We start from the raw sequence: 12,961 nt of genomic DNA, 5'->3' as shown, positions 1-12,961 counted from the left end.
CATGACCGACTACCAGACGATTCAGGCGGGCGGGCAGAAGATCGCCGTCGCCAAGGATCTCCGCGTGCCGATGCGCGACGGTGTCGTGCTCGCCGCCGACACCTACAGCGGCGTCGACGACAAGCCGCGGCCGGCGCTCGTGGCGCTCAGCCCGTACGGCAAGGGGCTCCAGGCGCTCGCGCTCACCACTCCGCCGCAGCGGCGCCCGAGCCCGATGTGGGACGGCTGCATCGAGGCCGGTGACATCGCGCGCGTCGTCCAGGAGGACTACGTCCACGTCATCGGCGACCTGCGCGGTTCCGGAGCCTCCGAGGGCGAGCACATCGGCAACTACAACGCCGGCGGCGTCCCGCTGGGCCAGGACGCCTACGACTTCATCGAGTGGGTCGCGGCGCAGCCGTGGTGCGACGGGAACGTCGGCATGATCGGCATCTCCTACTTCGGCTCGATGCAGGTCCTGGCGGCGGCTGAGCGGCCCCCGAGCCTCAAGGCGATCTTCGTCAGCGGCGGGCACTACGACTTCTACGAGACGACCTACCACGGCGGCATCATGTGGTTCATGCCGCGCGCCGCCCGCGAGGGCCGCGGCGGCGACTCCGGCTGGGCCTTCACCGACGGCGTCAAGTCCCGCATGCTGGAGACGTTCTCGCCCGAGGAGATCAAGGAGCGCGTCGCCAGGCGGCTCCAGGACCCGGACGTGGCCGCCTGGCCGAACCTCTTCCACGTGCTGAACTACCCGAAGAACCACGAGGCATGGTTCGACATCGTCATGAACGAGGTCGACGGCGAGTGGTACGAGGAGCGCAACCCCCTCACGCTCGCGCCGAACATCGACATCCCGGTCTGGCTCCAGATCGACCAGGGCCGCGGCTGGACGATGGACGGCACCATCGAGACCTACCACGCGTTGAAGGGCCCGAAGAAGCTCGACATCGGCCCCTACCCGCCGATGCAGTCGCGCCCCTTCATCGAGGAGCACGACAAGATGTTCCGCTGGTACGCGTACTGGCTCAAGGGCATCGACAACGGGATCATGGACGAGCCGGCCGTCACCGTGCACGTCGAGGGCTCGCGCGAGACCGTCACCGGCGGGAAGTGGCCGCCGAAGGACGTGACGTACGAGTCGCTCTACCTGCGTCCACGCCGCAAGCTCTCCTTCGAGCCGGAGCTCATGGGCGCCGAGCACGCCGCGCCCGACGGCTTCTACCAGGCACCGCTGACGGTGACGGACAGGGTGGAGATCCTCGACTGGAGCACCGAGCCCTTCACCGAGCCCACCGAGATGATCGGTCAGGGCGCGGCGCACATCTTCGCGGAGATCGACCAGCCGGACACCAACTTCATCCTGCGCATGTGGGACGAGGCCCCGGGCGGCCGGCGTCAGCTCATCACGACCGCCTACCTCAAGGCCTCGCACCGCGAACTCGACGAGGAGCGCACGACGGAGGGCGACCCCTACCACCCGCACACCCGCGCGGTGCCGGTCGAGCCGGGGAGGATCGAGGAGTACGTCCTGCGCGTCTATCCGTTCGCGGCGACGTTCCTGCCCGGGCACAAGCTGGTCGTGGAGCTGTCCAACGACGAGCCACTGGCCGACGCGCACAACGCCCTGCTGCCGCCGGACGCCTTCCACCTGCCGGTGGGCCGTCCCGTCACGCACAAGATCTACCGCGACGCCGCGCACCCGTCGCGGCTGGTGCTTCCCTTCACGAAAGGCCCTGGGCCGTCCCGGAGGTGACCGCACAGCGGAAGTCCCCGTGTCCGGTCCCCAGCGGTACGTGCCGGGGGGCGCGGGTACGCGGAACACGGCGCCCCGCTACGCGGCCGGTCACCGCACGGCGCGCCGCGCGGTGACCGGCCCGCACATCGTGCCGCGCCCGCCCTGTCGAGCGTCGGGGCGGGCACAGTCGTGCCCGCCCCGCTCAGCCGAGGAGCTTCGCGACGTACGCCGAGAGATTCGCCTTCGTACGGTCGATCTGCTCCTCCACGGTCAGCGACTCCTTGAAACGGGCGCCCGAGGCCACGGCCTTCTTCCCGCGCACGTAGAGCGAGCAGGCCAGGTCGGTGCACATGTACAGACCGACCGAGTTGCCCTCACGCCCCGCCGGGCCCGCCTTGCGGGCGGTCTGCAGCGACACGCCGCTGCCCGGGTGCGTGGTCAGACACAGCGAGCACATGCTGCGGTGGAGGAACCCGCGCTGCTGGGAGGGGAAGCGGAGCGAGATGCCGGTCAGCCGGCCCTCGTGCTCGGTGACGATGTAGCTGCGCCCGGGGGCGGAGAGATCACGCCACCCCAGGAAGTCGAGATCGTCCCACGGCAGCTCGTCGAGATCGCGGGGCAGCGGCAGACGCCCTGCTTCTCCCTTGGAGCAATTGACGAACGATGTGCGGATGTCCTGCTCGGTCACGGCCTTCATACCGACGACGCTAGCTCCGCCTATGAGCCCTAGGCAAATGATTAATGGATATAGGGCTATGCCTGAGTGCTTTCGGGGCTCCCGGTGCTGCCGGGGCTCCCGGTCGCGATGTCCAGCCGGTGCACGGGCGGGTGCGCGATCCCGAGGTCGGGGCGCCAGGCCGCGATGATCTGCGCCGAGGGATCGAAGAGCGGTGCGGGCAGGTCCTCGGGCCGGATCCACTGCCAGGTGCTGATCAGATGGGGTTCGGTCACCCGCGCGGTGCCGTCCCCGACGGTCACCAGCGCGGCCATCGTCACCCGGTTGATGCCGTGGACCGCGTCGTGCAGCATCGCGAAGACGCGCACCTCGCGTTCGGCGGCCTCCAGGCCCGTTTCCTCCCGCAGCTCCCGCACGGCCGCCGCCGCGATCGACTCATGCGTCGGATCGACCTTGCCGCCCGGCAGCTCCCAGGTGCCGCTGTGGTGCCGCCCGAGCAGGATCTGCCCCTGCCCGTCCTGCACCAGCACCCCGACACCCAGTGCCGCCTGTGCCAGCGGCGGGCGGGAGTTGCGGGCGGGGACCGTGTCCATGGTTCTCCTCAGGGGGTTCGCTGACCGGTGCGAGGCATCGAGCGTACGGGTGCGGCCGGTGCGCGAGGCCCCGGCCGCGCTCACACCGTCAGCCGCAGCGAGGTGGCCGAGATGCCGAGCCGTACGGTCTGGCCCCAGGTCAGCTCCAGCGCGTCGGTCTCCATGCCGTCGCCGAAGACCACCAGCCGGTCGGACTCGACGGTCAGCCGCAGTCCCTGACCGCTGCCCAGCTCACCCGAGACGAGTGAGGTGCCCGTCGCCGGCGACGGCCAGGCCTCCCGGACGAACCAGAGCAGCCGGGGGTCGGTCGGCGCGGGCAGGGCGAGCGGGCTGCGGCGTTCCTGCCACAGGGAGCGCAGCCACCCGGTGGCGCCGGTGCCCGTGCCGACCAGGACACCGGACGAGGCCTGCGACTCGGCAGGGGAGTCCGCCGGTCCGGCACCGAGCCGGTAGCGCGCCGTCTGGTGCCCGGACGGGCCGAGGTAGATCTCGTTGAGGGCCAGCAGCCGCTGGGTGTCGTCGGCCACCGCCTCCACCATGGTGAGCTCGTCCGCCGGGCCGCCCGGCGCCACGGCCGCCCGCAGGAGGGCCGCCGCGTCGCCCGGCCGGTGGCGAACCAGGACGCCGGGGTTGCGGCCGGGGTCGGTGTCGATGCCCACGACCGGCTGGCCGGAGAGGTACTTGGCGGCGTTGGCAACCAGCCCGTCCTGGCCGACGACGACCACCACGTCCTCGGGTGCGAACAGGAACCGGTCCAGATCCGCCCGCTCCACCCGCGAGTGGCGCCACTGGAGCGGAACGGCCGCCGCCACATCGGCCAGCGCCTGCTGGGTCCGTCGATGCCGCCCGGCCACCTCGTCGATGGACCGGCCCCGGCTGGAGAGGAAGAACGCCGCCTGGCCGTGCGTGCCGTGCCGGGCCAGCAACTCCTCGTACTCGGTGGTGCGGTGGACCAGGACCGCCCTCGGGGCCAGGCTCACGCCCGGGTCTCCGGCGCGGTCCGGCCGAGCTTGGTGAGCAGGCCGGTGAGGACGTCGGGGGAGAGGGTGAGGCTCTCGACGCGCGGGAGGTTCTCGGCGAGCCGGGTCGCGGCCAGCGCGTGCAGGGTCGCCGGGGCCACCTCTCCGTGCACCCGGAGCCAGGCCGCCTGCGACTCGGCACGGGCCGCGCCGACCTCACGGGCCGCCTCCGCCTCGGCACGGGCGAGGCGGACCGTGCGCGCGGCTTCGGCCTCGGCGCGCACTCCGTCGGCCGCCGCGTGCTCCTCGGCCTCCCGGCGGGTGTTGGTGCCCCGCTGCTCGACGAGCTGCTCCTCGCGCCGGGCGAGCTCGATCTGGCTGGCCAGTTCGTTCTCGGCGATCGTCCGCTCGCGCTCGACGGCCACGGCCCGGCGTTCGTAGGTGGCCCGGTCGGCCTCCTGCTGGATCTGCTCGCGCGCGGGGGTGCGCAGCGCGCGTTCGACCTCGGCCTCGGGGCGGATGGCGACGACACGCACCGCCACCACGTCGATGCCGGTGGCGGGGAGCCTGGGCTCATCGGCGAGGCCTGCCGCCACTCGTTCGCGTACCGAGGCGACGCCGTCCACCAGCGCGGAGGCCAGCGGGGTACGGGCCAGGACGTCCAGCGTGTGCTGCTGGGCCGTCTCGGTCAGCAGCGTCGCGATCTGCTCCAGCGGGGCGCCGCGCCAGGCGCCGGTGTCGGGGTCGACGGAGAAGTCGAGGCGTGCGGCCGCCTCGGCCGGATCGCTGATCCGGTACGTGACGGTGGCCTGCACGGTGACGTCCTGGAAGTCGGCGGTACGGGCGTGGAACGCCATGGCCAGCTCGCGGTCGTTCACCGGGACCTCGGAGAGCGCGGCGCTCAGTGACCGGTACCAGAAGCTCAGCCCCGCCCCGTCGTGGGCGAGCCGGCCGCGCTTGTGGTGGCGGATGTGGGCGGTGGGAGCTGAGCGCAGATGGCGCCAGCCGAAGCGCCGGGTGATGTCGGCCATGGTGGACCCCCTCATTCTCGTCATGGAGACGATATGGGTCCACGCCTCATATCGTCAAGAGGACGAGAAGGGCTGGAGCGAGAACTCGGCGGCCGAACGCGGGCGGCCGGTGACTTCCGTGGAAGTCACCGGCCGCCCGGGTGGTGCGCCGCCCCCGTCCCCACGGTGCGGCGCGGGCGGACCGTCGTCATCCGCTGGGACGACGGCCCACGTCTGTCAGGACCCGGACGCCCGCGCGTCCAGGCCGAGTGCGGGAAAGACCGCGCCCTCCACGAAGCGGACGAGGAACGTCTCGTCCGCGTAGGCGCAGTCCAGCAGCGGCCGGGCGCGCATCACGCCCAGCAGCTGGGCGGAGACGAACTCCGCGGCCGGGTTGTCCGCGGCCACCTCGCCACGCTCCACGCCGCGCGCGACCATGGCGTCGATCGCCGCCAGCTCGGGCAGGATCAGCGACTCGCGCAGCGCGCACAGCAGCTCGGGGCTCTGGAGTGCGGCATGGCTGAGGGCCAGCATGAGAGGTGTGTCACGCCCGGAGCCCTCTCCGATGGCGCGCGCCGCCTCACGCAGGTCCCCGGCCAGTGTGCCCGTGTCGATCCGGCCGAGCAGTCCGCGCCGGGTCCCGTGCAGTGCCGCGACGACCAGCTCGGGTTTCGAGCCCCACTGGCGGTAGAGCGTGGACTTGCCGCAGCGGGACCGGGAGGCGACCCCTTCCATGGTGAGCGACTCGTAGCCGCTCTCCCTCAGCATGTCGAGCACGGCCGTGTAGAGCTCCTGGGCCCGCTCCGGTGTGATCTTCGACCGGCGCGACGCGGTGGCCTGCTCCGGCTCCGTTTCCAGCGACGACATGCGCTTTCCCTCTCTGCGACTCTGCGACGAGGTCCATCGATACGTCAGTGTACCGATACGCGAGTGTTCCGATACGCCTCCGTATCGGTACACTGGCGTATCGATACGGCGCGGATCCGTCCCTGCCACCGAAACACCGCTTCGTCAGCAAAGGGGCACCGGATGATGTTCGCCGGTAGCAGGCCCGCCGATCGGGAGCCGGACACCACTGCCCGACCACCCCTCGTCCGCGAGCTTCTTCTCGTCGTAGGACTCTTCGTGATCTACAAGTTCGGCCGCCAGGCCGCCAACGGTCACGTCGACGAGGCGTTCCACAACGCCGGACGCGTATGGGATCTCGAACGTGCCGTGCACCTGCCCGGCGAGGGTGTCGTGCAGGGGCTGCTGCTCCACGACGAGACGATGATCCACCTCGCGAACACCTACTACGCGACCGTGCACTTCCCGGCCACCCTGCTCTTCCTCGGCTGGCTGTACTGGCGCCGGCCGCGCCACTACGTCTGGTCCCGCCGCATCCTCGCCGTGCTCACCGGCGCCGCACTGGCCCTGCACCTGCTGTTCCCGCTCGCCCCGCCGCGGCTGCTGGCCGCCACCGGCCTGATCGACACCGGCCAGGTCTACGGACCGACGGTGTACGGGTCCACGCCCGCCACCGACTCGATGGCCAACCAGTTCGCCGCGATGCCCTCGCTGCACTTCGGCTGGGCGGTGATGGTCGGCGTCGGTCTCGTCGTCGCCACCCGCTCGCGGTGGCGCTGGCTGTGGCTCCTGCACCCGGCGATCACGCTGCTCGTCATAGTCGGCACCGCCAACCACTACTGGCTGGACTCGATCGTGGTGGCCGCGCTGCTGTCGGTGGCCTTCGCGGCGCTGCGGCTGCCGCGCGCGGAGCCGGTCCGCCAGCATCTGCCGTGGCCGTCCACGGCCGGCGAGCCGGCGTACGCCGTCGCCGCCCCCGACGTGTCAGGCCGTTCCTACGCCTCCTCCGGGGCCGGCCGGTGAACGCCACCCTGCTCGCCGTCGCGCTGTCGCTCGTCTCCGCCGCCGCCTACGCCTCCGCCGCGGTGGCCCAGGCACGGCTGGCGGGACGTACCGCTCCGGGCACGGGGACGCTCCGGCTGCTCGGCAGCGGCGCGTGGTGGTCGGCCGTCGGGCTGAACGCCGGCGGCGCCCTGCTGCACGTCGCCGCACTGAAGTACGGTCCGCTCACCCTCGTCCAGCCCCTCGGCGCGCTCACCCTGGTCGCGGCCGTGCCGCTGGGTGCCCGGGCCGCCGGCCGCAGGGTCTCGACGACCGAGTGGCGCGGCACCCTCCTGACGCTCCTGGGCCTGGGCGCCCTGCTGATGACCGCGGGCGGCTCCGCCCCGCACGAGACGCTGAGCATGGTCGAGGCGCTGGCTGTCGGAGCGGGAACCGTGGCCGTCGTCGCCGGGCTCAGCCGCCCCGGCGCCCGCCCCGGCCTGCGGCACGCCGCGGCCTCGGGCATCACCTCGGGCGTCGCCTCCGCACTGACGCAGACGCTGACCGTCGCCGTCACCGACCACACCACGGGCCCGCTGCTCAGCTGGCGCCTGGTGGTCGTCGCGGTACTCGTGTCGGCCTTCGCGATGGGCGGGCTGCTCCTCTCCCAGACCGCCTACCGGGGCGGCCTCGGCGCGCCGCTCGCCGTGGTCACCCTCGCCAATCCGGTCGCCGCGGCGGCCATCGGGCTGGCCCTGCTGGGGGAGCGGCTCCAGGGCGGGACGATCAGCCTGGTCCCGGCGCTGCTGGGCTCGGCGGCGGCGGTGCGGGGCGTGATCCTGCTCAGCCGCGCCCAGGCGCAGACCGCGCCGGCCGCGGAGGCGGTCGCGGCCGGACCGCCTGCGGCTACCCCGTCGAGGGTGGTCATCAAGAGCCCGCGGGCCGCACTCCACCAGGAACACGGCCACCTGCGGCGGATCCGGGCCGGCCGCCCGTAGGTCCGGCTGCCCGGCGACCGTCAACCGAGGTCGGCCGCGGCGGCGCCGGCGTCCTCGTCCAGTGCCCGGGTCAGCCAGCCGATCCAGAAGTTCTCCAGATCGATGCCGCCGCGCAGTACCAGGTGGCGCAGCCGGTCCTGAGCGGCGTCCCGCCCGGGCGGGAAGTCCCGCTCCTCGATCTCCAGATACTCCGCGAGCCGGAGCCGGTGCAGCGCGAGGTGGCGGCGCAGTTCCGCGTCGAGGCCGGGTGCTCCGACGACCGCCGCCGCCCGCATCCGCAGCAGCAGCGGATCGCGGATCTGCTTCGGGTCCTCCGGACGGGCCGCCCAGGCGGACAGTGCCTCGCGGCCCGCGGGCAGCACCTCGTACTCCTTCTTCTGCCCCCGGGCCGGCTGGGCGGGCGCCAGTGCCCTGATCTGTCCGGCCTGTTCCAGCTTTCCCAGCTCGCGGTAGATCTGCTGATGCGTGGCCGACCAGAAGTAGCCGATCGACCGGTCGAACCTGCGGGTCAGCTCCAGCCCCGACGACGGCTTTTCGAGCAGGGCGGTGAGGATCGCGTGCGGGAGTGACATGGGGTGCATCCTAAGGAGCCCCGGAGGGCAGGACGGGAGGTCCTGCCCCCGGAGGCTGTGATCAGAGCGAGGCGGCGAGTTCCGTGCCCTGGCGGATCGCCCGCTTGGCGTCCAGCTCGGCCGCCACATCGGCGCCGCCGATCAGATGCGCCGGACGGCCGGCGGCGAGCAGCTCCTCGTACAGGTCCCGGCGGGGCTCCTGGCCCGCGCAGAGCACGATCGTGTCGACCGGCAGCAGATGCTGTTCGCCGTCGACCGTGACGTGCAGTCCGTCGTCGTCGATCCGGTCGTAGCCGACTCCCGCGATCATGGTGACGCCGCGGTGGCGGAGCTCGGTGCGGTGGATCCACCCCGTCGTCTTGCCGAGACCCGCGCCGACCTTGCTCGCCTTGCGCTGGAGCAGATGTACGGTGCGCGCGGACTTCGGACGCTCGGCGGTGCCGAGTCCGCCCCGCTCGCGGTACTCGGTGTCGACGCCCCACTGCCGGAAGAACGCCTCCGGGTCCAGGCTCGCCGCGTCCCCGCCGTCGGTCAGGAACTCGGCCACGTCGAAGCCGATCCCGCCCGCGCCGACGAGCGCCACCCGGTCGCCGACCGGCGCCCCGTGCCGCAGCACGTCGAGGTAGCTGACCACGCTCGGGTGGTCCACACCCGGGATCGCCGGCGTACGGGGAGTGACCCCCGTCGCCAGGACGACCTCGTCGAAGTCGTCGAGCTCCCCGGCGCCGACCGCGGCGCCCAGCCGCAGCTCGACCTTCTCCTCCGCCAGCCGGGTACGGAAGTAGCGCAGCGTCTCGTTGAACTCCTCCTTGCCCGGCACCCGGCGTGCCACGTTGAGCTGCCCGCCGACCTCCTCGGCCGCGTCGAAGAGCGTCACCTCGTGCCCGCGCTCGGCGGCGGTCACGGCGCAGGCGAGCCCGGCCGGACCGGCACCGACGACCGCGACGCGCTTACGGGTGCGGGTCGGCGACAGGGTGAGTTCCGTCTCGTGGCAGGCACGCGGATTGACCAGGCAGGAGGTGACCTTGCCGCTGAAGATGTGGTCCAGGCAGGCCTGGTTGCAGCCGATGCACGTGTTGATCGCGTCCGCGCGGCCCTCGCTCGCCTTCGCGACGAAGTCCGGGTCCGCGAGGAAGGGACGGGCCATCGACACCATGTCGGCCCGGCCCGCCGCCAGGATGTCCTCGGCGACCTCGGGGGTGTTGATGCGGTTGCTCGTCACCAGCGGTACGGAGACGGCGCCGCGCACCTTCTCGGTGACCCAGGTGAAGGCACCGCGCGGCACCGATGTCGCGATCGTGGGGATACGGGCCTCGTGCCAGCCGATGCCGGTGTTGATGATGGTCGCGCCGGCCGCCTCGATCTCCCGGGCGAGCCGCACGACCTCCTCCAGCGACGATCCGCCGGGCACCAGGTCCAGCATCGAGAGCCGGTAGATCAGGATGAAGTCGCTGCCGACCCGCTCGCGGACCCGGCGCACGATCTCGACGGGGAATCGGATGCGGTTCTCGTACGAGCCGCCCCAGCGGTCCTCGCGGTGGTTGGTCGCCGAGGCGATGAACTCGTTGATCAGATAGCCCTCGGAGCCCATGATCTCCACGCCGTCGTACCCGGCGCTCCGGGCCAGCGCCGCAGCCGTGACGAAGTCCTCGATCGTCGACTCGACCTCGTCGTCGGTCAGGGCGTGCGGGACGAACCCGCTGATCGGTGCCTGGATCGCGCTCGGCGCCACCAGACCGGGGTGGTGCGCGTAGCGCCCGAAGTGCAGGATCTGCATGGCGATCCGGCCGCCCGCCTCGTGTACCGCCGACGTGACCACGGCATGCTGCGCCGCCTCCGCCTCGGTCGTCATCTTGGCGCCGCCCGGCAGCGAACAGGCCCGCTCGTTCGGCGCGATGCCACCGGTGACCATGAGGCCCACACCGCCGCGGGCGCGGGCCGCGTAGAAGGCGGCCATGCGCGCGAAGCCGTTCTCGACCTCTTCCAGGCCGATGTGCATCGACCCCATCAGCACCCGGTTGGGGAGGGTGGTGAACCCAAGGTCGAGCGGGCTCAGCAGATGCGGGTACGGGCTCATGCGGGGACTCCTCGCGCGGTGTGGTTACGCCAGTTCTAGACCACCGGATCGCTGTTGTGCAACAAGTTGCACAATGAGGTACGTCGCACTGTGCCACGGGTCACGCGCTGCTCCCGGGGCGCCCGGACGGCGTAACAACGTGACCCGTCGGGAGTCCGGTGCGCGGAGAGTGGAGTGCGTACCGCACCCGGGCCCCCTCCTTCCGGCCGGGCCCCCGACCCTTCCGGAGACCCTCATGGGCAGCGTCAACCGTCGTGACCTCGGCCTGCTTGTCCTTCGTGTCGGCACCGGCGCGGTGCTGGCCGCGCACGGCAGCCAGAAACTCGCCGGCTGGTTCGGCGGCGGCGGCATCGAGGGCACCACGGCCGCGATGGAGGCCATGGGCTTCCATCCGCCGAAGCACAGTGCGATCGCCGCCGGCCTCGGCGAGGCCGGCGGCGGCGTCCTGCTCGCCCTGGGCCTGGCCACCCCGGCCGCCGGTGCGGCCGCGGCGGGCGCCATGGCGGGAGCGGTGGCCGTCCACGCCCCCGCCGGGTTCTTCGCGCAGGGCGGCGGCTACGAATACCCCGCCTTCCTCGGCTTCACCGCGGCCGCGATCGGCCTGACCGGCCCCGGCCGCTACTCCGTGGACCACGCCACCCGGCACGCGTTCAACCAGCCCTGGATGGTGGCCCTGGCCTTCGTGGGCAGCGCCGCGGCCGCGGTCGCCGTCGTCGGCAAGCGGGCCAAGGGGCAGGTCGCGGAGCCGGAGGAGTTCTGAGCCCTGTTGCCCGGGTGCGATCCGGCGCCCGGCTCAGCGCACCGGCCTCCAGCGGCTTCCCTTCGACGCGGCGATCAGCGCGGGGACCGTCTCGAACTTGACCCGTGGGCGGCCCTGGTCGCGGCCGCGGGCCTGCTCGGCGCGGTCGATGGCGGCCAGGCCCCGGGCGTCGACCACCTGGCGGCCACGGTTGCGGGCCAGCCGCCCGAACGCCTTCGCCGGGTACGTGGGTGAGGGCAGCGCGCCCGCGACGGCGTCGGCCAGGAGCGTGCCGACGGTCTCGGCGGCGCAGGTGCGGTTGGCCCCGATGCCGCCCGAGGGGCCGCGCTTGATCCAGCCGACGACATAGCTGCCGGGCATGCCCGCCACCCGGCCGCCCTCGTGCGGCACGGTGCCGGTCGCCTCGTCGAAGGGCAGACCGGGAACCGGCAGGCCCCGGTAACCGATCGCCCGCAGGAACAGGCCGGCGGGAATCTCCTCATCACCGTCGGCGGCCGTCACCCGCACCGCCTCGACGCCAGCGGCGCCGAGCACCTCCACCGGCGAGGAGTGGAAGCGGAAGACGATACGACGCCCGGGCGGAGGGGGCTGCGACCAGTCGACCGCCTCCCGGGCCAACTCCCGCAGCAGCGAGGCCTTCTCGCCCGTCGCCGCATGGTCGATGGCCGCCCCGGTCCGCGGGTCGCCGTCGTCGACCACCAGCTCCACGCCCGGCAGGTGCCCGAGGGCGAGCAGTTCGGACGCGGTGCAGGCGGTGTCGTCGGGGCCGCGCCTGCCGAGCAGAACGACCTCGCGGACCTTGGACTCCCGCAGGGCAGCCAGCGCGTGCCCGGCGATATCGGTGTCCGCCAGCGCGCCGGGGTCGGTGACGAGGATGCGCGCCACATCCAGCGCGACGTTGCCGTTGCCGGCGACGATCACCCGCTCCGCGGACAGGTCGAAGGCCTCCGGCGGGACTTCCGGGTGGGCGTTGTACCAGGACACGAACGAGGTGGCCGGGATGCTGGACGGAAGATCCTCGCCCGGGATGCCGAGCCGGCGGGAGTCGGACGCGCCGACCGCGTAGATCACCGCGTCGTGATGGGCGGAGAGCTCCTCGACGGTGAGGTCCTTGCCGACCTCTACCCCCAGGTGCATCCGGACCCGGGGGTGGGAGTGGAACCGTGCGAAGGTCTCGCCGACCCCCTTTGTCGCCGGGTGGTCGGGCGCGACGCCGTACCGGACGAGGCCGCCCGCCACCGGCAGCCGGTCGATCAGCGTCACCTCGGCGTTGGTGTGCAGCAGCAGGTCCTCGGCGGCGTACATCCCGGCCGGGCCGGTGCCGACTACGGCCACCCGGATCGGGGCGAAGTCGGACGGCAGGCTGCGGGGGAACGACGGCTCGCCCCAGGCGTGGAAGTTCGGGCCGGCGGCCGGCTCCGGCTCCCGGTCCGCGTAGTACGCCGCGTTGATGCCGGCGTACTCCTGCCGCGCTCCGAAGAGGCTGTCCACCGGGAAGATCGCGTCGACCGGGCAGGCGTCCGCGCAGGCGCCGCAGTCGATGCAGGTCTCCGGGTCGACGTAGAGCATCTCCGTGCTGCCGAAGGCCTGCTCCTCGGGCGTGGGATGGATGCAGTTGACGGGGCACACGGCGACACAGGTGGCGTCGCTGCAGCAGGTCTGGGTGATGGCGTAGGTCATCGCGTCAGCTCGGGCTCTCGGCTCGGATCAGATCGGGGCGGCGCGCTTGCGGGGGACGGCTCGGTTGAGAGGGGCGCGCTCGCGGGGGA

The 12,961-nt window shown here is 72.6% G+C and carries 12 protein-coding genes; 4 read left to right on the top strand and 8 right to left on the bottom strand.

Translation table 11 applies throughout. The annotated features are described in order from the left end of the window. The first annotated feature begins 1 nt into the window (after position 1). A complete protein-coding gene (locus OG959_RS01630; protein ID WP_326656165.1) occupies positions 2 to 1,738 on the top strand; it encodes a CocE/NonD family hydrolase in 1,737 nt (578 codons plus the stop codon). A gap of 184 nt (positions 1,739 to 1,922) precedes the next feature. On the opposite strand, the gene OG959_RS01625 is transcribed toward OG959_RS01630, so the two are convergent. The 5 genes from OG959_RS01625 to OG959_RS01605 all read right to left on the bottom strand — a co-directional run bounded on the left by OG959_RS01625 (position 1,923) and on the right by OG959_RS01605 (position 5,825). After that, a complete protein-coding gene (locus OG959_RS01625) occupies positions 1,923 to 2,417 on the bottom strand; it encodes an FBP domain-containing protein (RefSeq protein WP_326656164.1) in 495 nt (164 codons plus the stop codon). A 56-nt stretch (positions 2,418 to 2,473) separates the two neighbouring features. Then, on the bottom strand, positions 2,474 to 2,989 hold the full coding sequence (locus OG959_RS01620; protein WP_326656163.1) for a nucleotide triphosphate diphosphatase NUDT15: 516 nt from the start codon (positions 2,987 to 2,989) through the stop codon (positions 2,474 to 2,476). A gap of 80 nt (positions 2,990 to 3,069) precedes the next feature. Next, entirely contained in the window at positions 3,070 to 3,969 is a 900-nt protein-coding gene (locus tag OG959_RS01615; protein WP_326656162.1) for a hypothetical protein, read from the bottom strand. After that, positions 3,966 to 4,979: an SPFH domain-containing protein gene (locus OG959_RS01610; protein WP_326656161.1), complete on the bottom strand. Its 1,014-nt coding sequence runs from the start codon at positions 4,977 to 4,979 to the stop codon at positions 3,966 to 3,968. The genes OG959_RS01615 and OG959_RS01610 overlap by 4 nt, the downstream gene beginning before the upstream one ends. A 216-nt stretch (positions 4,980 to 5,195) precedes the next feature. After that, on the bottom strand, positions 5,196 to 5,825 hold the full coding sequence (locus OG959_RS01605) for a TetR/AcrR family transcriptional regulator (RefSeq protein WP_326656160.1): 630 nt from the start codon (positions 5,823 to 5,825) through the stop codon (positions 5,196 to 5,198). A 162-nt stretch (positions 5,826 to 5,987) separates the two neighbouring features. Here OG959_RS01605 and OG959_RS01600 point away from each other — a divergent pair, with 162 nt between their 5' ends. Beyond that, a complete protein-coding gene (locus OG959_RS01600) occupies positions 5,988 to 6,827 on the top strand; it encodes a phosphatase PAP2 family protein (RefSeq protein ID WP_326656159.1) in 840 nt (279 codons plus the stop codon). Further along, positions 6,824 to 7,783: a hypothetical protein gene (locus OG959_RS01595; protein WP_326656158.1), complete on the top strand. Its 960-nt coding sequence runs from the start codon at positions 6,824 to 6,826 to the stop codon at positions 7,781 to 7,783. The genes OG959_RS01600 and OG959_RS01595 overlap by 4 nt, the downstream gene beginning before the upstream one ends. A 20-nt stretch (positions 7,784 to 7,803) precedes the next feature. On the opposite strand, the gene OG959_RS01590 is transcribed toward OG959_RS01595, so the two are convergent. Next, entirely contained in the window at positions 7,804 to 8,355 is a 552-nt protein-coding gene (locus OG959_RS01590) for a PadR family transcriptional regulator (protein ID WP_326656157.1), read from the bottom strand. 61 nt (positions 8,356 to 8,416) lie between these two features. Next, a complete protein-coding gene (locus tag OG959_RS01585) occupies positions 8,417 to 10,432 on the bottom strand; it encodes an NADPH-dependent 2,4-dienoyl-CoA reductase (RefSeq protein WP_326656156.1) in 2,016 nt (671 codons plus the stop codon). Positions 10,433 to 10,667: 235 nt separating this feature from the next. On the opposite strand from OG959_RS01585, the gene OG959_RS01580 reads away from it, so the two are divergent. After that, on the top strand, positions 10,668 to 11,192 hold the full coding sequence (locus OG959_RS01580; protein ID WP_148017109.1) for a DoxX family protein: 525 nt from the start codon (positions 10,668 to 10,670) through the stop codon (positions 11,190 to 11,192). Positions 11,193 to 11,225: 33 nt separating this feature from the next. Here the strand turns inward: OG959_RS01580 and OG959_RS01575 are convergent, their stop codons facing one another. After that, the gene (locus OG959_RS01575; protein ID WP_326656155.1) at positions 11,226 to 12,872 is read right to left on the bottom strand and encodes an FAD-dependent oxidoreductase; all 1,647 of its coding nucleotides are present in this window, start codon (positions 12,870 to 12,872) and stop codon (positions 11,226 to 11,228) included. Between the last annotated feature and the right edge of the window lie 89 nt (positions 12,873 to 12,961).

Origin of the sequence: Streptomyces sp. NBC_00385, assembly GCF_035917155.1 — a bacterium.
Taxonomy (GTDB): domain Bacteria; phylum Actinomycetota; class Actinomycetes; order Streptomycetales; family Streptomycetaceae; genus Streptomyces; species Streptomyces poriferorum.
The sequence above is the reverse complement of the archived record's forward strand: the minus strand, read 5'-3'. Positions and strand labels throughout refer to the sequence as shown.

What these genes read in the sequence shown, in the direction of transcription:
- OG959_RS01630 (WP_326656165.1), top strand. Translation starts at nt 2, where the DNA reads ATGACCGACTACCAGACGATTCAGGCGGGCGGGCAGAAGATCGCCGTC.
- OG959_RS01625 (WP_326656164.1), bottom strand. Translation starts at nt 2,417, where the DNA reads ATGAAGGCCGTGACCGAGCAGGACATCCGCACATCGTTCGTCAATTGC.
- OG959_RS01620 (WP_326656163.1), bottom strand. Translation starts at nt 2,989, where the DNA reads ATGGACACGGTCCCCGCCCGCAACTCCCGCCCGCCGCTGGCACAGGCG.
- OG959_RS01610 (WP_326656161.1), bottom strand. Translation starts at nt 4,979, where the DNA reads ATGGCCGACATCACCCGGCGCTTCGGCTGGCGCCATCTGCGCTCAGCT.
- OG959_RS01605 (WP_326656160.1), bottom strand. Translation starts at nt 5,825, where the DNA reads ATGTCGTCGCTGGAAACGGAGCCGGAGCAGGCCACCGCGTCGCGCCGG.
- OG959_RS01600 (WP_326656159.1), top strand. Translation starts at nt 5,988, where the DNA reads ATGATGTTCGCCGGTAGCAGGCCCGCCGATCGGGAGCCGGACACCACT.
- OG959_RS01590 (WP_326656157.1), bottom strand. Translation starts at nt 8,355, where the DNA reads ATGTCACTCCCGCACGCGATCCTCACCGCCCTGCTCGAAAAGCCGTCG.
- OG959_RS01585 (WP_326656156.1), bottom strand. Translation starts at nt 10,432, where the DNA reads ATGAGCCCGTACCCGCATCTGCTGAGCCCGCTCGACCTTGGGTTCACC.
- OG959_RS01580 (WP_148017109.1), top strand. Translation starts at nt 10,668, where the DNA reads ATGGGCAGCGTCAACCGTCGTGACCTCGGCCTGCTTGTCCTTCGTGTC.
- OG959_RS01575 (WP_326656155.1), bottom strand. Translation starts at nt 12,872, where the DNA reads ATGACCTACGCCATCACCCAGACCTGCTGCAGCGACGCCACCTGTGTC.